The following is an 18,520-nucleotide window of genomic DNA, read 5'->3' as shown; positions in this document are numbered from 1 at the left end:
GCTAAGCACCTTCAGACTTTCTAAAAAATGCCTCCAGTTCGGAGAAACCAATAGCCTTCTTTGAATAACCGAAAGTACCTTCAGCGCATATCTCGCGGGCTGCCTGAACAAAAGAACCGTATGCCAGTCTGGCCATTGATGCGCCAACGCTGATACGTTTCACTCCCGCTTCGGCCAGTTGCACAACACTGAACGTCTCACCCGGCAATCCCATAACAACGTTAACTGGCCTTGTCACTGATTCACAAACGGTCTTGATCATTGAAAGATCGTGAAGGCCGGGAGCATAAAGTACATCAGCTCCCGCCTTTTCAAAAGCTTGTAATCTCAGGATCGTATCATCCAAATCAGGACGTCCCCACATAAAATTCTCGGCGCGAGCCGTGATCACAAAATCATGATCCAGCGCTTCTCGTGCTTTTACTGCGGCTTCAATACGATCGACTGCGAGGCTTAAATCATAGACCGGGGCATCGGGCAGACCGGTATGATCTTCGAGGGAGCAACCTGCCAGACCAATATTGACCGCAATTTTTATGGTTTCCGCGGCACTGTCCGGATCATCACCAATTCCTTTTTCAAGATCCGCTGATACTGGCAGAGACGTTGATTTAACAATGGCCTGACAATGATCAATAGTCTGCTTCCACGAAACCCGCCCTTCAGGTACACCTAAGGAGAATGCAAGACCGGCGCTGGTCGTAGCAAGTGCCTTGAATCCCATACTTTCAAGTATTCTGGCCGTCCCAATGTCCCAGGGATTAGGAATAATAAAAGTATCCGGCATTTCATGAAGGAGCCGAAAAGCCTTGCTCTTATCTCCCATAAATGCCCCTTTGAGTGGTATTAATTTGTTTTAAATGGCTGGAAATCATTCGGAGCCATCCGTTGATTATCAAACTAAATACACAGCTGTTTTCGCCGTGGAGAGTTTCATCACCCTATATCAAAAAACTCATTCGAGGCAACCGACCTTATGCTGGAGTTCTATTCCATATAAAGCCAGATGGATCCCCATGGCCCACAAAAAAAATCGCCAATAAATCCTATGATTTCACTGGCGATTTGAGACGTTAGCGGAACTCAGTGGATGCTAAAAACTTATTCCCACTCAATCGTCGCCGGCGGTTTCCCCGATATATCGTAAACCACCCTTGAAATCCCATCGACTTCATTGATGATTCTGTTAGACACCCGGCCCAGGAACTCATAGGGCAAATGCGCCCAGTGAGCGGTCATAAAGTCGACGGTTTCCACCGCGCGCAGCGAGACCACCCAGTCGTATTTGCGGCCGTCGCCCATGACGCCCACCGAGCGTACCGGCAGGAATACGGTAAATGCCTGGCTGACCTTATGGTAGAGCTCGGCCCGGTGCAGTTCCTCGATAAAAATCGCGTCGGCGCGGCGCAGCAGGTCGCAATATTCTTTCTTCACTTCGCCCAGCACGCGCACGCCAAGACCCGGTCCCGGGAAGGGATGACGATAAAGCATATCGTAGGGCAGGCCCAGCTCCAGGCCGATTTTGCGCACTTCATCCTTGAACAGTTCTTTCAGCGGCTCCACCAGGCCCAGTTTCATCTCTTTCGGCAGGCCGCCGACGTTGTGATGGGACTTGATGACATGGGCCTTGCCGGTGGCGGAGGCGGCGGATTCGATCACATCCGGGTAGATGGTGCCCTGCGCCAGCCATTTGACCAGGGATTGTTTGCTGGCTTCCTGATCGAAAACCTCGACAAATACCCGGCCGATGATTTTGCGTTTGGCCTCCGGCTCGTCCACGCCGGCCAGCGCACTGAGAAAACGCTCTTCGGCGGCGACATGGACGATATTCAGGCCGTATTTCTGGCCGAACATTTCCAGCACCTGGTCGGCTTCGTGCAGGCGCAGCAGGCCGTTATCGACAAACACGCAGGTTAAACGCTTGCCGATGGCGCGGTGCAGCAGCATGGCGGTGACCGAGGAGTCCACCCCGCCCGACAGACCGAGGATCACGTGATCCTCGCCTATCTGCGCGCGCAGCCGGCTGACCGCGTCCTCGATGATCTTATCCGGCGTCCACAGGGCCTCGCACTGGCAGATATCAAGGACAAAGCGTTGCAGAATGCGCTGTCCCTGGCGGGTATGGGTCACTTCCGGGTGGAATTGCACGCCGTAAAAACGCCGTTCTTCGTCGGCCATAATGGCGAACCGGCAGCTTTCGGTGCTGGCGACGGTAACAAAACCCGCCGGAATGCCGGTGACCTTATCGCCGTGGCTCATCCACACATCAAGCAGCGGCCGGGTGTTGACGCTTAAGGAATCCTGGATATCGCGCACCAGCTGGCTGTCGGCCACCACCTCGACCTGGGCGTAGCCGAACTCACGCTGGCTGGAGCCTTCCACCCGGCCGCCCAGCTGCATGGCCATGGTCTGCATGCCGTAGCAAACGCCCAAGACCGGCACGCCGGCCCGGTACACATAGTCCGGGGCGATGGGGCTGTTCAGTTCGGTGGTGCTTTCCGGGCCGCCGGAAAGGATGATGCCGCTGGGGGCGAAGGCGCGGATCTGCGCCTCCGTCACGTCCCAGGCCCAGAGTTCGCAATAGACGCCGAGCTCACGGACGCGGCGGGCGATCAGCTGCGTATATTGCGAGCCGAAGTCCAGGATCAGGATGCGGTGTTGATGAATATTGTCTGTCATAGAAGGCATATTCCAGGAGCGGATAGCAAATAAAATACGTCCCGGCCGCGGCCGGGAAGAATAACAGCTGGGAGGGCCGTTACTCGGCCATCCGAAGCGTAATTAACTGCGGGCCGCCGACGCGGGTCAACGCCGCGCCGTGCGCAGCGCTTAGCCCATGCGGTAATTCGGGGATTCTTTGGTGATGGCGACGTCATGGACGTGGCTTTCCTGAATACCCGCGCCGCTGATACGCACAAATTCAGCCTTGGTGCGCAGCTCGTCGATAGTAGCACAGCCGGTCAGGCCCATACAGGAGCGCAGCCCGCCCATTTGCTGGTGGACGATTTCCTTCAGGCGGCCTTTATACGCCACCCGGCCTTCGATACCTTCCGGCACCAGCTTGTCGGCGGCGTTGTCGGTCTGGAAATAGCGATCGGAGGAGCCCTTGGACATGGCGCCGAGCGACCCCATACCGCGGTAGGATTTAAACGAACGGCCCTGGTAGAGCTCGATTTCACCGGGGGATTCCTCGGTGCCGGCCAGGAGCGACCCGACCATGACGCAGGAGGCGCCGGCGGCGATGGCCTTGGCGATATCGCCTGAGAAGCGGATACCGCCGTCGGCGATAACCGGGATGCCGGTGCCTTCCAGCGCTTCCACCGCATCGGAAATGGCTGTGATTTGCGGCACGCCCACGCCGGTGACGATACGGGTGGTGCAGATGGAGCCGGGACCGATGCCCACTTTAACCGCGCTGACGCCGGCCTCGACCAGCGCGATGGCGCCGGCGCCGGTGGCGATATTGCCGCCGATAATCTGCAGGTCGGGATATTTGGCGCGGGTGGCGCGGATACGTTCCAATACGCCCTCGGAATGGCCGTGGGAGGAATCGATCAGCAGTACGTCGACGCCGGCGGCGACCAGCGCGTCGATACGCTCTTCGTTACCGGCGCCGGCGCCTACCGCCGCGCCTACCCGCAGGCGGCCGTGCTCGTCCTTGCAGGCGTTGGGCTTGCGCTCCGCTTTCTGGAAATCCTTGACCGTAATCATGCCGAGCAGATGGAAATGCGCATCCACCACCAGCGCTTTTTCCACGCGCTTTTCATGCATTTTCTGCAGCACGACTTCGCGTGCCTCGCCTTCTTTTACCGTGACCAGGCGCTCTTTCGGCGTCATGACCGCGGTAACCGGCTGGGACAGGTCGGTAACAAAACGCACGTCGCGGCCGGTGATAATGCCCACCAACTCGTTGTCGTCGGTGACGACCGGGTAGCCGGCAAAACCGTTACGGGCGGTCAGTTCCTTTACCTGGGATAAGGTGGTGGCGGGGGTGACGGTCTTGGGATCGGTGACCACGCCGCTTTCGTGTTTTTTCACCCGGCTGACTTCTTCGGCCTGGCGTTCGATGGACATATTTTTATGGATAAAACCAATGCCGCCTTCCTGGGCCAGGGCGATAGCCAGGGGCGCTTCAGTCACGGTATCCATGGCGGCGGAGAGCAGCGGAATATTCAGGCGTATTTTTTTAGTCAGTTGCGTGCCGAGTTCGGCCGTGTTGGGTAACACCGTGGAATGTGCAGGTAACAGGAGGAGATCGTCGAACGTTAGAGCTTCTTTTGCGATACGTAACATAGCAATATCTCACCAGGATGAATGTATAAAATATTGCCGTGGCATTATACAGAACGTAACCGGTTGCCTCCAGAACTTTTTAAAAAAAATGCTTGATCTGCGCTGAGCGATAAGTAATATCAATCGATTAACCCTTATTTATAGAAGTTGATCTGGCTCACATGTCTTCACCGCCCACCGCCTTGATTTTTACCGTCTCCCGTCTTAACCAGACGGTGCGCGAACTGCTGGAAGGCGAAATGGGCCAGGTCTGGCTGACCGGCGAAATCTCCAACTTCTCGCAGCCCGCCTCCGGCCACTGGTATTTTACGCTGAAGGACGATCGCGCCCAGGTGCGTTGCGCGATGTTTCGCAACAGCAACCGGCGGGTAACCTTCCTGCCGCGCAACGGCCAGCAGGTGCTGGTGCGGGCGGCGCTGACGCTGTACGAACCGCGCGGCGAATACCAGTTGGTAACCGAAAGCATGCAGCCCGCCGGCGACGGCCTGCTGCAACAGCAATTCGAGCAGCTTAAGCAGCGCCTGTCCGCCGAAGGTCTTTTTGACAGCATCCATAAGCAGCCTTTGCCCAGCCCGGCCCGCCGGGTCGGCGTGATCACCTCCGCCAGCGGCGCGGCGCTGCATGATATCCTCAATATTCTGCGGCGCCGGGATCCCTCGTTGCCGGTGGTGATTTATCCCACCCAGGTGCAGGGCCAGGACGCGCCGGCGCAGATCGTGCGCGCCATCGAGGCCGCCAACCGGCGCGGCGAGTGCGACGTGCTGATCGTGGGCCGCGGCGGCGGTTCGCTTGAAGATCTCTGGGGCTTTAACGATGAGCGGGTGGCGCGGGCGATTTTTGCCAGCCGCCTGCCGGTGGTGAGCGCGGTCGGCCATGAAACCGATGTCACCATCGCCGATTTTGTCGCCGACCTGCGCGCCCCTACCCCTTCGGCGGCGGCGGAGCTGGTCAGCCGCAACCAGCTGGAGCTGGCGCGGCAATTACAATCCCAGCAGCAGCGCCTGGAAATGGCGATGGACTATTTTATGGCGCAGCGCCAGCAGGTCCTGACCCGGATGCAGCACCGCCTGCAGCAACAGCATCCGCACCTGCGCCTGGCGCGCCAGCAAACGGCGCTGATAAAACTGCGCCGCCGGCTGGACGACAGCCTGCAGGGGCAGCTGCGCCAGGCGCGCTTACGCCATGAGCGTTTGCTCCAGCGCCTGGGCCAGCGGGCGCCGCTGCCGCGCATTAATCACGCGCAGCAGCGCTTACAGTCTTTAGGCTACCGGCTACGGCAGGCGATCGGCGGCCGCTTGAACCAGCAGGGACAAATACAGGCGCTGCGCTACCGGCTGGCGCAGGGCATCACCCGGCAGTTAAGCGGGGAGCAGCGGACCTTCGGCATGCTGTGCTCCCAGCTGGAAGCGGTCAGTCCGCTGAAAACGCTGGCGCGCGGGTTCAGCGTTACCACCGATACCAAGGGGGCGCTGGTCAAACGGGCCCGGCAGGTGAAGGCGGGGGATATCCTGTCAACACGTCTGGAAGACGGGCGGGTGGAAAGCCAGGTGCTGAGCGTCACGCCCGCCGCGGCGAAACCCACGCGGCGCGCCAAAGACGCCGGATAACGCCCGGGGCCGGCGCCGGACGCCTGATTAATTCTGATTACCGCGCGCAGAGGCCAGGCGGGCAAAAGCGTTATAGCCCGCGCCAATCACCAGCAATGCGCAGGTGCCGAAAAACACCGGCCGCATACCAAAATGCCCGCCGATAACCCCGCCCAGCAGCGGTCCCGCCACCTGGCCGACATATTGCGCCGAGGTGGAATAACCCAGCATCCTGCCGGCAATCTTGTCCGGCACGTTATGGCGGATAACGCTGGCGATACAGGGCAGCAGCCCGCCCAGCGCCACGCCCATAAAAAAGCGCAATACCACCAGTTGCCAGCCGCGGGTGACCATCGCCTGCGGGATCAGCAATAACCCCGCGACCAGCAGGCAGCCGATTATCACCGTCCACGGCCCGTTGCGATCGGCCAGCCTGCCGAGCCAGGACGCGGAGACAATGCTGCCCAGCGCCGCGCTGGCCATCACCAGTCCGGCGACAAACGTGACCTGCGTGGACGCCACCAGTTGCGCCACGTACAGGGTGATAATCGGCTCGATGGACATATTGGCCACCATCAGCAGCGCGCCGGTAATCAGCATCGCCAGCACCGGCCGGGTAAACCCGGCGGCCTCCTCCGGCACGCTCTCTTTTTTGCGCCTGATGGTGGCGCCCGGTTCTTCCCGCAACAAAAACGTCGTCGCCAGGAAGGAGATAAAAATCGTCGCGCCGGCCACCATAAACGTGGCGCGGATGCCGATAAGCGGCGGCAGGGTGCCGCCTATCAGCGGACCGATGAAATTACCGGCCATGATGCCGGAAGACAGGACGCCCAGCGCCCAGCCGGTGCGCGCTTTGGGGGTTTGAGTCGCCACCAGGATCATGGACCCCGACGCATAGCCCCCCAGCAGACCGGCCAGCAGGCGCAGCGCCACCAGTTGCCAGACGCTGTGCGCCATGCCCAGCAGCGTCATGGCGACCGCCATGCCGAGGCTGGCGCGGATCAGCATCAGCTTGCGGCCATAGCGATCGCCCAGGCGTCCCCACAGCGGCGCGGTCAGCGCCGCGCTGAAAAAGGTGGCGCCATAGGCCAGGCCCGACCAGAGGCTGATGGCGGCGTGGGTCGTTGCGCCCAGCTGTTCTACATACAGGGGCAGGAACGGCAGCAGCAGGGTCATGGCGATAATGGTGGTGAACGAACCAAAGACGCAGACAAACAAATTTTGTTGCCAGTAGCGGCTGCCGTCAGCCGAATCCGTCGGGGTGCTTGTCATATCCTTCCTGAGATCTGTGATGGCCATGGATTGGCGGAAATAATTAACCGCGCGTCGCCGTAGTGCTCCCGAGTAGCAAAAATAATATCAATCCAGCCGCCATGAAAACAACTTCTGCGCTACGGAAAAAAAGGGTGAAATGACGAGCTGCTAATTATTCCCGTAATAAAGAGGATCCGGCTGCCTAATGGGTCAACCATCGCAGATTACACTTAAAATGCCTTTTTTGTCCTGATAAAAAGAGAGTAAGCATTTGTTAATGAATGGTAAAAATTAATCAGCACCTTTGGACAAACAGCTGTTTATCAACCATTTACAACCTATAAGCTTTATGTATCTTAACCAGGTGATAACATCACTTTTTAGTTTACTTAGCCGTTGACGGCTAATAGAATCAAAAACGCTAAGCAGACAGTATTGGGCTCAAAGCAACCTCAATAATATTGCCCTGCGGTATACTTAATTTTCTTAAATAGAGACACTGCGCATGAAAGAGCATTTCATCGCACCCCTTTGCATGAATTTGTTGGCATCGTCCCAACGGCAAACGGCTGCGAATAACGCCCCGGTGGATGTTGTCCTGATCGGCGGTGGAGTCATGAGCGCTACGCTTGGAACCTACCTTAAGGAACTTGAGCCAGACTGGACCATCAATATGTATGAGCGTCTGGATAAGACCGCGGAAGAGAGCTCCAATGGCTGGAATAACGCCGGCACCGGCCATGCGGCGTACTGCGAGTTAAATTACACCCCGGAAATGGCCGACGGCTCGATTGATATCACCAAAGCGGTGGCGGTCAACGAGGCGTATGAAATTTCCCGCCAATTCTGGGCCTATCTGGTAAAAAATAATATTCTCGGCGCCCCCAAATCCTTTATTAATAACGTTCCCCATATGAGTTTTGTCTGGGGGGAGGAAAACGTTAATTTCCTGCGCAAGCGTTATGCCGCGTTGCAGGGCAGCACGTTATTCCAGGGCATGGAATATACCGAGGACAGCCACGTCATCAGGCAGTGGGCGCCGATGATCATGGCGGGCCGCGACACGTTCCAAAAGGTGGCGGCCACGCGCATGGCCATGGGCACCGACGTCAACTTCGGCGAACTGACGCGGCAGATGCTCGCCGCGCTGGAACGGCGGCCGAACGTTAACCTGCACCTGCGCCACGACGTGCTGGATATCAGCCGCAACGACGACAGTACCTGGACGGTAAAAGTCGCCGACCTGAACAACAACGGCCGGCAAAGCTCGGTGCGCGCACGCCATATTTTTATCGGCGCCGGCGGCGCGTCGCTGACGCTGCTGCAGAAATCCGGCATTCCCGAAGCCCGGGGTTATGCCGGCTTTCCGGTGGGCGGCAAGTTCCTGGTGACCACCCGGCCCGAGGTGGTTAACGGCCATCTGGCGAAAGTTTACGGCAAGGCGTCGGTCGGCGCGCCGCCGATGTCGGTGCCGCATATCGATACCCGCATGCTGGACGGCGAACGCACCCTGCTGTTCGGCCCCTACGCCACGTTCAGCAGTAAATTCCTTAAACGCGGCTCCTGGTTTGATTTGTTCGGCTCGCTGACGTGGCAGAACCTGATGCCGATGATCCGTGTCGGCCTGGATAATTTCGGCCTGCTGGGATACCTGGTGAGTCAATCGTTTATGTCGGATAAAAAACGGCTGGCGGCGCTGAAGGAATATTATCCCGAGGCCAGGCTGGAGGATTGGGAACTGACCGACGCGGGCCAGCGGGTGCAAATCATTAAAAAAGACGCCAGGAAAGGCGGCATCCTGCAGTTCGGCACCGAGGTGGTCAGCTCGGCGGACGGCAGTCTGTCGGCGCTGCTTGGCGCGTCGCCCGGCGCCTCGACCGCCGCGCCGATTATGCTGCAACTGCTTGAGAGCATGTTCAAAGAGCAGGCGGCCTCCCCCGCCTGGCGCGCCAAGCTCCAGGAAATCATCCCCTCCTACGGCCGCCCGCTCGACGGCAGCGTTGAAATGACCAATAAGATACGCGCCTATACCAGCGGGATCCTGCAGCTGGCCTGCGTCGAGGCTACCCAGGGCAGCGCCGCCGGGTCCGCCGGCCTGTGGGATACCTTGCCCAAAGCCATCTAGCGCGCACAGCGGCCGGCTATGCGCCGGCCGCCCGCCGCGGCAAGCAAGCGCCCGGCGGTCATCGCGTTTTTTTCCCCCGCCAAGCCGCCTTGCCCCGGCGGCCGGGTGCACGGACCCTGAACGCCCCTGTCCGCCGTTTGGCGATGGCGTATACATTGGCATTTAACTGAAATACTATGTGAACAAAGTACATGCTTTCCCTGCCGGCCATGGCATCACCGCCAAAGACGCCCGGGCAATCATCACCCTAAAGAAGGTATGCCATGCCGCTATCCCCGACACAAGAAAACAGCCCGGCATCGTCGTTATCCTCGCTGGCGGCGGTGCTGGCGCGCGGGGATTGGCAAAATCCCGGCGCGACCCATTACCGCAGGCTGCCCGCCCATCCGCCCTTCCATAGCTGGCGCGACGAGGAGCTGGCGCGTCGGGACACCGAAAGCGAACAACGCCGTTCCCTGGACGGCGAATGGCGTTTCAGCTATTTCCCACGCCCCCAGGCGGTACCGGAAAGCTGGCTGGAGGACGATCTGCCCGGCGCGCAGGCCATGGCCGTGCCGTCAAACTGGCAAACCGCCGGTTATGACCGGCCCATTTATACCAATGTCAAATACCCTATCCCGGTCAATCCGCCCTATGTGCCGCAGGATAATCCCACCGGCTGCTATTCGCGGGATATTCTGCTGCCCGACGGCTGGGCCGGCCAGGGGCGGACGCGGATTATTTTCAACGGCGTTAATTCGGCGTTTTATTTGTGGTGCAACGGACACTGGGTGGGGTATTCGCAGGATAGCCGCCTGCCGGCGGAATTTGACCTGAGCGATTATGTGCATCAGGGCCGCAACCGGCTTTGTGTTTTAGTGTTGCGCTGGAGCGACGGCAGCTATCTGGAAGATCAGGATATGTGGCGCATGAGCGGCATTTTCCGCCCGGTGTCCCTGCTGCATAAGCCGCCGGTCGGTTTTACGGATATCCGTATCCACACCCGGCTGGATGCGCTGTTGCATGACGCCGTGCTGGACGTGGACATCGTGATTACCCCTCAGGCCGCCGGCGCCGCCTCGGACTATAGCGTCGAGGTCGCCCTCTGGCGGGGTGACCTGCGCGTGGCCGCTCAATGTTCTGCGCTCGGCAGCGCGATAATCGACGAGCGCGGCCGCTATCCGGAGCGGGTTACCCTGGCGCTGCCGGTGGCCGCGCCGCGCCTGTGGAGCGCCGAAACGCCGGATTTATACCGGGCGGTGGTGGCGCTGCGCGACGGCCGGGGCGCGCTGGTGGAAGCGGAGGCTTATGACGTAGGTTTTCGCCGGGTGGAGGTGCGCGACGGCCTGTTGCGCCTTAACGGCCAGCCGCTGCTGATCCGCGGCGTTAACCGTCACGAGCATCACCCGGCCCATGGCCAGGTCATGGACGAGGAAACGATGCGCCGGGATATCCTATTGCTGAAACAGAATAATTTCAACGCGGTGCGCTGTTCGCATTACCCCAACCATCCGCTGTGGTATCGGTTATGCGATCGGTATGGCCTGTATGTGGTGGATGAAGCCAATATCGAAACGCACGGCATGGAACCCATGAGCCGGCTGGCCGACGACCCGGCCTGGTTTGCGGCATTCAGCGAACGGGTTACGCGCATGGTGCAATGCAACGGCAATCATGCCAGCATCATCATCTGGTCGATGGGTAACGAGTCCGGCCACGGCGCCACCCATGACGCCTTGTATCAATGGGTGAAAGCCCATGATCCCAGCCGGCCGGTGCAGTATGAAGGGGGCGGCGCCGATACCCGCGCCACCGATATCCTCTGCCCGATGTATGCGCGCGTCGATGAAGATCAGCCGTTCCCGGCGGTGCCGAAATGGTCGATAAAAAAATGGATCGGCCTGCCCGATGAACAGCGTCCGCTGATTTTATGCGAGTATGCCCACGCCATGGGCAACAGCCTGGGCGGTTTTGCCGCGTATTGGCGCGCCTTCCGCCAGCATCCGCGCCTGCAGGGCGGCTTTATCTGGGACTGGGCGGATCAGGCGCTCGAGCGCCAGGACGGCGAAGGCCGGATGTTCTGGGCCTACGGCGGCGATTTCGGCGATACCCCAAACGATCGCCAGTTCTGCCTTAACGGCCTGGTGTTTCCCGACCGCACCCCTCATCCGGCCCTGGTGGAGGCAAAGCACCAGCAGCAGTTTTTCCAGTTCCGCCTGCTGGACACCCGGCCGCTGAAAATAGACGTCGCCAGCGAATATCTGTTTCGCGCCAGCGATAACGAGCTGCTGCGCTGGAGCATTGAATGCGACGGCGATCCGCTGTTAAGCGGCGCGACGCCGCTGCGGCTGGCGCCGGGACATCACGCCGCGCTGACGTTATGCGACCTACCGCCGCAGGCGGAAAAGGCGGGCGAATGGTATCTGCGCGTCAGCGTCGAGCAGCCTGCCGCCACCCCCTGGTCCCCCGCCGGACATCAGGCGGCCTGGGCGCAGTGGAAACTGGCCCGCGGATTTATGGCGCCCATCGTCCCCGGCCCCTCCCGCCCGACGGACGAAACGCCCAGTCTGACTGAGAATGCCGGCGAGTTTATCGTCCGCCATCACGATCAGCGCTGGGTGGTGGATAAACAGCGCGGCCAGTTAACCCAGTGGTATCGCGGCGACGCGCCGGGTCTGCTCAGTCCCTTGACCGATCAGTTTATCCGCGCGCCGCTGGATAACGATATCGGCATCAGCGAAGCGGACTGCGTCGACCCCAACGCCTGGGTGGAGCGCTGGCGCGCCGCCGGCCTGTATGACCTTGAGCACCGCTGCCTGCGGCTTCGCGCCGATCAATTGGCGGATCGGGTTGTGTTCGAGGCGGTACACGGCTATTTCCACCAGGATCGCCTGCTGCTGCAAAGCCACTGGCACACGACCATCGACCATACCGGCCAGATGGAAAACCGGGTCCGGGTGGTGGTGTCGCCGTCCCTGCCGCCCCTGGCGCGCGTCGGCGCGGCATGCCAGCTCGCCCCCGGCGCGCAGGAGGTGTCCTGGCTGGGGCTGGGGCCGCACGAAAACTATCCCGATCGCCTCGCCTCGGCGCAATTCTCCCGCTGGCGCCTGCCGCTGGATAAGATGTATACGCCTTATATTTTCCCGGTGGAAAACGGCCTGCGCTGTTTTACCCGTGAAGTGGCCTTCGGCGACTGGCGGATTGACGGCAATTTCCATTTTTCCCTTAGCCCCTACGGCACCGGGCAGCTCACCCGCGCCACCCACTGGCATTTGCTGCGACCGGAACCGGGCCTGTGGCTGCATCTGGACGCCCGCCATATGGGCGTGGGCGGCGATGACTCCTGGAGCCCGAGCGTGCATCAGGATTATCTGCTCTGTGAGCGGGAATATGATTACAGGTTGCGTTGGCGCCGGGTATCCCTTGACAGCGCGGCCATTTTATCGCCAACACCGGTATCAACCTCGACCATACCGGACCGGGGAGGTGCCCATGACTGATGATACCAGGATAGTTATCCGTCCCATGACGCTTGCAGATAAAGAGGAATGGAAACTCCTCTGGCGCCGTTATTTAAGTTTTTACTCCACCATCCGCGACGATGCGCTGTATGAGCATACCTTCGCGCGCCTGCTCGACCCGGCCTGCCCCGGCATGTTTGCCTATGTGGCGCTGTTGCAGGGGCATCTTATCGGCCTGGTCAATTGTATCGTGCACGATCACGGCTGGTATCATGAAAAAGTCGTGTACCTGCAGGACCTGTATGTGGAGGAATCGGCGCGCGGCAAAGGCGCGGGCCGGCAGCTGATCGAACGGGTTTACGCCCATGCGGACAGCCACGGCATGGCCAATGTGTACTGGACGACGCGCACCACGAACCATTCCGCCATGAAACTGTATGACAAGGTGGCCCATAAGACCGATTTTATCAAATACCAACGCTAGCCCCGCGGCGGGTGAGCCCGGTCTCTGGCGCGCCGCCCGCCACCGGCAACGACCTGCCGGCAGCCAAGGCTTAGCGATCCGCTTTGGTCGCGATGATAAAAACCCCTATACTTTAATAAAATGCTAATTATTGATAGGGGGTAAAATGGAAAACCTATACCGGCGGCACCTGAGCGTTATTCCACCCTATATACTGCGGCGCATTATCGAAAAAGGCAGCGAACACCAGCGCCAGTATGCCCGGCATACCCTGAACCATGTCTATAGCCTGATGGGACAGAACCCGGTGGCGGCCCGTTACCAGCCGACGGCGCAAGCCGGCACGGTGGAACGCGCCATTTATGACGCGCATAACACCACTAACCTGCCCGGCAAGGCGGTGCGGCGGGAAGGCCAGGCGGCGGGGAACGACGTTGCGGTCAATGAAGCCTACGATTACCTGGGCGTCACCTACGATTTTTATTGGCAGGTGTTCCAGCGCAACTCGCTGGACGCCAAAGGGTTGCCGCTGACCGGCACCGTGCATTACGGTACCGATTACCAAAATGCCTTCTGGAACGGTGAACAAATGATATTTGGCGATGGCGACGGTGAAATATTTAACCGATTTACCATCGCTATCGACGTGGTGGCCCATGAATTAACCCACGGCGTCACGGAATCCGAGGCGAATTTAATCTACTTTGAACAGGCGGGCGCGCTTAACGAGTCGCTGTCGGACGTCTTCGGTTCGCTGGTGAAACAATATCACCTGGGACAAACCGCCAAACAGGCCGACTGGATCATTGGCGCCGGTTTGCTGGCCGCCACCATCAAGGGCAAAGGGCTGCGCTCGATGGCCAAGCCCGGCAGCGCCTACGACGACCCGGTGCTCGGCAAGGATCCCCAGCCCGCCGACATGGCCGGTTTTGTGCACACCCGCGAGGACAATGGCGGCGTGCATCTCAACTCCGGCATTCCCAACCGGGCGTTTTACCTGGCGGCCATAGCCCTGGGCGGCCATGCCTGGGAAAAAGCGGGTGCTATCTGGTACGCCACGCTGTGCGATAGCCAGTTAAAACAAAACGCCGACTTCGCCGCTTTCGCCAGGCTGACTGTTAAACACGCCGGCGAGCGCTTTGCCGCTAAAGAGGCCAAGGCGGTGGAGCAGGCCTGGCACGAGGTGGGCGTATTGTCTTAAGGCCCGGGCCGTTCGCACCGGCAAGGGCCGGCATGCGGCCCGGAGTGGGTGTTGCGTTGGCATAATGCCGGGAGAGCCTGATGGACCTGTTATCTTTATTAAACGAGCATGCGGTAATTGAACTGTCGCGCGAGGGGGGCTTTGCCTATATTCCCAAGCTTGCCGCCCAGCAGCGTTTTGCCCTGTGCGACCTGTCGTCGGCGCAGCGGGAGCAATTGTGCCATCTGGTCAGCCGCGTGGCGCTGCTGGCCCAGCACAGCGGGCAGAACCGCGCGCCCGGCAGCGGCGATCAGCGGTTTTACCGCATCCTGATCGTCGGCCAACCGCCGGGAGAGGCGCAGCCGGCACAGGCCGAAATCGTGGTGCCGGAGAGCAGCGCGCCGCCGGAATTGGAAATTTTATGGCAAAAGGGGACGTTTTAAAGCGCGGCGTAATGCCAGTCCACCCTTTTCCTGGAAATCAGGCCGTCGCCGCGCGGACAGAAATAATCCACCGCGCCGCAGGCCTTAAGCACGTCCAAGGGCTGCCCGCAGTCGGGACAGATAGCCTGCGCCTGAAAGCGGCGACGGCAATGCTCGCAAACCTGGTCTTCGCCGTCGGCCTGCATCGGACCGGCGCATACCGGACACCGTGGCGTCATGATCGCCTCCCCCTTGCCCACGTGTAGCCGCACCCGGCCGCAATTCACCCGCTTAGCGCGGACCCGGTGGGCATCGCGTGCTTATTTACTTTTTTTAATGTGACTAATCAAACGCTTGCGTTTACGCATCTGGTTCGGCGTCAGCTTGTTATGCTTGCCGGCGAACGGGTTTTCCCCTTCATTGAACTGGATGCGGATCGGCGTGCCCATGATTTCCAGCGAGCGGCGGAAATAATTCATCAGGTAGCGTTTATAGGAGTCCGGCAGGTTTTTGACCTGGGTGCCGTGGATCACCACAATCGGCGGATTATAACCGCCGGCATGGGCATATTTCGGTTTTACCCGGCGCCCGCGCACCAACGGCGGCTGATGCTCTTCCACCGCCATTTGCATGATTTTGGTCAGCATCGCGGTGCTGATGCGCTTGGTGGAGCAACGATAGGCTTCATTCACCGATTCGAACAGGTTGCCCACGCCGCTGCCGTGCAGGGCGGAAATAAAGTGCACCCGGGCAAAGTCGATAAAGCCCAGACGCATATCCAGGGTTTCCTTGACCTCGTCCTTGATCTCCTGCGTCAGGCCGTCCCATTTGTTCACCGCGATCACCAGCGATCGCCCGCTGTTAAGGATAAAGCCCAGCAGCGACAGGTCCTGATCCGAAATCCCCTCGCGGGCATCGATAATCAGCAGCACCACGTTGGCGTCTTCGATGGCCTGCAGGGTCTTGATCACCGAGAATTTCTCCACCGTCTCGGTAATCTTGCCGCGCTTGCGCACCCCGGCGGTATCGATAAGGATATATTCCCGCTCGTCGCGCACCATGGGGATATAGATACTGTCGCGGGTTGTGCCCGGCATATCGTAGACCACAACGCGATCCTCGCCCAGGATACGGTTGGTCAGGGTGGATTTGCCGACATTGGGACGCCCGACGATGGCCAGCTTGATCGGCAGGGACTGCGGATCGAACGCTTCTTCCTCGTCCTGCGGGATTTCGTAATCGTCCTCGTCTTCTTCGGTCCAGGGTTCCATGCCGGGATACTCGATAGGCTCCTCGACCGCGCCGCCATCGCCTACCAGCGGTAGCAAGACTTCTTCCATCAGGGCATTAACGCCGCGGCCATGGGAGGCGGCAATGGCGAAGACTTCACCCAGCCCGAGGGAATAAAAATCGCCCACCGCGCTCTCGGCATCAATGCCGTCGGTTTTGTTGGCTACCACCACCGTGGTTTTCTGCCTGCTGCGCAGGTGTTTGGCAATGCCCTGATCCGCCGCCATCAGTCCGGCGCGGCCGTCGACCAGGAACAGCACGATATCCGCTTCCTCGATCGCCACCAGCGACTGCCCGGCCATACGGGTTTCGACACCATCCTCGGTGCCGTCGATACCGCCGGTGTCAACGACGATATACTCATGGCCTTCCCATTCTGCACGACCATACTTGCGGTCACGCGTCAGCCCCGGAAAATCCGCCACCAACGCATCGCGGGTATGCGTTAACCGATTAAACAGGGTGGATTTTCCTACATTCGGGCGCCCGACCAGCGCGACGACAGGTATCATTGTTACAACCTCATCAGGTAATTTTTCTGTTTCAGCACTTAATCAGGCTGATTATATAAGACAAAACGGCTCCTGAACATGTCAGGAGCCGTTAATGACCCGCGCGCCCAGACGTCAGCGGCGGATAAGCACAGGCATTAGCGGGTAAAGGCGTACACCTCGCCGCCGTTGGCCTGCAACAGCAGCTTGCCGCCGGCAACCACCGGATTGCTTTGCAAGCCGGAGCTGTCCACCTTAACCTGCGCGACAAAACGTCCGTCGTCGGTATTGATCCAGTGCATATAGCCCTCCGAGTCGCCAACGACGATATACCCGTCGAACAGCACCGGCGACGTCAGGTTGCGGTGCAGCAGCTCGCTTTGGCGCCACAGGGTAACGCCGCCCTGGGTATCCAGCGCAATCAGGCGATCGTCCTGATCGACCAGGTAAATGCGGCCGCCTTCGACGATAAGATCGTTGACCGAACCGATTTCACGGCGCCAGATAATTTGCCCGGAACGCAGATCCAGCGCCGCCAGGTTGCCGTTATAGGCCAACGCGTAGACCACGTTATTGACCACCACCGGCGTCATGTTGACATCACCGAGACGCGCGATTTCCGTCGCGCCGCTCGGCTGGGAAATACGCTGCTGCCAGATCAGCTGGCCCTGGGTCATCATCACCGCGCTGACCCGGCCGTTATCGCCGCCGACGATGGCCGCGCCAAACGCCGGCGTCGGCGCCGATTCGCCGCGCAGGGTCAGCGGCGGCATATCGAGGTTAACCGTCCACTTCACGGCGCCGTCGGTTTCGTTAAGACCCTGCAGCATGCCGTTGCTGGTATGGACCAGCACCAGGCCGTCGCTGACCACCGGCGTCGACAAGGCTTCGCCCGCCACCTTGGCCTGCCAGGCGATGGTGCCGTCCTCGGCGTTCAGCGCATAGACCTGGGCCTTTTCGCTGCCGACGAAAACATGCCCGTTGGCCACGGCCAGGCCGCCGGATAACAGCGCGGGAAGATTACGCGACAGGAAGCCGGTCTTTTCCGACAGGTCCACCGACCAGATTTCCTTGCCGGTATCAATATCCATCGCGGTTACGGTACCGCGGCGGTCCGCGGCGAACACGCGGTTATCCTGCCAGGCGGGACGCAGGTTGGAGTAAAACTCGCCGGTACCATTACCGACCGAGCGGCTCCATACCTGGGTAGGCTGAAACTGATTGTCCACTTTCGGCAGCGGGGACATGGTCACCACATCTTCTTCACCGCTAAACCAGGAACAGCCGCTGAGCAAGGCAACGGAAATCAGACCTACGAAAAATGTTTTACGCAATTGCATGGGGTCCCTCTTAGCTGGACAGGTTATTCAGTTTCATGCGCAACAAGGCTTGTAATGCCTGAGGCGGGTTCGCTTTAAGCGCTTTATCGTACGCTTCACGCGCCGCTTGATTATTGCCTTTGATGACCTGCGCGTCGCCACGGGCATCTTCCACTAATGCCGACCAGCCGGCATGCGTTTCTTTTTCCAGGGTCTTCAGCGCGCCGTCGACGTTTTTCGCCTCGATCTGGACACGCGCCAGACGAATGTTTATCAGCGCCTGCAGGTTTTCTTCATTGGTCTGGGTCAGCGCTTTTTGCAGCTGCTTTTCGGCGGCGGCGAAATTACCGTTATCCACATAAAAACGCGCCAGATCCATGGAGGTCAGGGCGCCATAATTATTGTTGTTGGCGTCGGCGAATTTCTGCGCTGCGTCGACGGCGGGCGGGGCGGCGTCGTGGGTCAGCGCCGTGTTCACCTGCTGCCATGACGCAGACGACGCCATCATGGCGTCATTTTGATGGTTATGCCAATAACGCCAGCCCACCAACGCGGCGATACCGATGACCACGCCGATAACCAGCGCTTTACCGTTATCCGCAAAGAACCGACTGAGCGCTTCGCGCTGTTCGTTTTCCGAGCTGTAGACTTCCACGT

Annotated in this window: 14 protein-coding genes; 6 read left to right on the top strand and 8 right to left on the bottom strand. The window is 59.7% G+C overall.

Annotated features, from left to right (window positions below; translation table 11 throughout):
- Position 1 precedes the first annotated feature (1 nt).
- The 3 genes from ABUK12_RS23145 to guaB form a co-directional block, all read right to left on the bottom strand.
- Entirely contained in the window at positions 2–826 is an 825-nt protein-coding gene (locus ABUK12_RS23145; protein ID WP_410014023.1) for an oxaloacetate decarboxylase, read from the bottom strand.
- Between the two features lie 275 nt (positions 827–1,101).
- On the bottom strand, positions 1,102–2,679 hold the full coding sequence (gene guaA, locus ABUK12_RS23140) for a glutamine-hydrolyzing GMP synthase (protein WP_410014022.1): 1,578 nt from the start codon (positions 2,677–2,679) through the stop codon (positions 1,102–1,104).
- 150 nt (positions 2,680–2,829) lie between these two features.
- Positions 2,830–4,293, bottom strand: coding sequence for an IMP dehydrogenase (gene guaB, locus ABUK12_RS23135; protein ID WP_410014021.1), 1,464 nt, complete (start codon positions 4,291–4,293; stop codon positions 2,830–2,832).
- 161 nt (positions 4,294–4,454) lie between these two features.
- On the opposite strand from guaB, the gene xseA reads away from it, so the two are divergent.
- Complete coding sequence (gene xseA, locus ABUK12_RS23130; RefSeq protein ID WP_410014020.1) at positions 4,455–5,900, top strand: exodeoxyribonuclease VII large subunit; 1,446 nt, start codon at positions 4,455–4,457, stop codon at positions 5,898–5,900.
- Positions 5,901–5,927: 27 nt separating this feature from the next.
- Here the strand turns inward: xseA and ABUK12_RS23125 are convergent, their stop codons facing one another.
- Entirely contained in the window at positions 5,928–7,151 is a 1,224-nt protein-coding gene (locus tag ABUK12_RS23125; RefSeq protein ID WP_410014019.1) for an MFS transporter, read from the bottom strand.
- Between the two features lie 487 nt (positions 7,152–7,638).
- Between ABUK12_RS23125 and mqo the strand changes: the two genes are divergently transcribed.
- The 5 genes from mqo to ABUK12_RS23100 all read left to right on the top strand — a co-directional run bounded on the left by mqo (position 7,639) and on the right by ABUK12_RS23100 (position 14,784).
- Positions 7,639–9,258 (top strand): malate dehydrogenase (quinone), encoded by a 1,620-nt coding sequence (mqo, locus tag ABUK12_RS23120; protein ID WP_410014018.1) that lies wholly within the window; start codon positions 7,639–7,641, stop codon positions 9,256–9,258.
- 263 nt (positions 9,259–9,521) lie between these two features.
- Complete coding sequence (locus tag ABUK12_RS23115; protein ID WP_410014017.1) at positions 9,522–12,737, top strand: beta-galactosidase; 3,216 nt, start codon at positions 9,522–9,524, stop codon at positions 12,735–12,737.
- Entirely contained in the window at positions 12,730–13,182 is a 453-nt protein-coding gene (locus tag ABUK12_RS23110) for an N-acetyltransferase family protein (RefSeq protein WP_410014016.1), read from the top strand. Before ABUK12_RS23115 ends, ABUK12_RS23110 begins: the two co-directional genes overlap by 8 nt.
- A gap of 145 nt (positions 13,183–13,327) precedes the next feature.
- Positions 13,328–14,362 (top strand): M4 family metallopeptidase, encoded by a 1,035-nt coding sequence (locus tag ABUK12_RS23105; RefSeq protein ID WP_410014015.1) that lies wholly within the window; start codon positions 13,328–13,330, stop codon positions 14,360–14,362.
- Positions 14,363–14,442: 80 nt separating this feature from the next.
- Positions 14,443–14,784 carry a protealysin inhibitor emfourin gene (locus ABUK12_RS23100; protein ID WP_410014014.1) on the top strand — a complete coding sequence of 114 codons (342 nt, stop codon included), beginning with the start codon at positions 14,443–14,445 and terminating at the stop codon, positions 14,782–14,784.
- Here ABUK12_RS23100 and ABUK12_RS23095 read toward each other — a convergent pair.
- The 4 genes from ABUK12_RS23095 to ABUK12_RS23080 all read right to left on the bottom strand — a co-directional run bounded on the left by ABUK12_RS23095 (position 14,781) and on the right by ABUK12_RS23080 (position 18,518).
- Entirely contained in the window at positions 14,781–15,002 is a 222-nt protein-coding gene (locus ABUK12_RS23095) for a zinc ribbon domain-containing protein (RefSeq protein ID WP_410014013.1), read from the bottom strand. The genes ABUK12_RS23100 and ABUK12_RS23095 overlap by 4 nt on opposite strands.
- 81 nt (positions 15,003–15,083) lie before the next feature.
- On the bottom strand, positions 15,084–16,565 hold the full coding sequence (gene der, locus ABUK12_RS23090; RefSeq protein WP_410014012.1) for a ribosome biogenesis GTPase Der: 1,482 nt from the start codon (positions 16,563–16,565) through the stop codon (positions 15,084–15,086).
- Positions 16,566–16,702: 137 nt separating this feature from the next.
- Entirely contained in the window at positions 16,703–17,884 is a 1,182-nt protein-coding gene (gene bamB, locus ABUK12_RS23085) for an outer membrane protein assembly factor BamB (RefSeq protein ID WP_410014011.1), read from the bottom strand.
- 10 nt (positions 17,885–17,894) lie between these two features.
- On the bottom strand, positions 17,895–18,518 hold the full coding sequence (locus ABUK12_RS23080; RefSeq protein ID WP_410014010.1) for a YfgM family protein: 624 nt from the start codon (positions 18,516–18,518) through the stop codon (positions 17,895–17,897).
- Positions 18,519–18,520 lie beyond the last annotated feature (2 nt).

This window comes from Sodalis sp. C49 (assembly GCF_046352915.1).
Classification (GTDB): Bacteria; Pseudomonadota; Gammaproteobacteria; order Enterobacterales; family Enterobacteriaceae; genus Acerihabitans.
The sequence above is the reverse complement of the archived record's forward strand: the minus strand, read 5'-3'. Positions and strand labels throughout refer to the sequence as shown.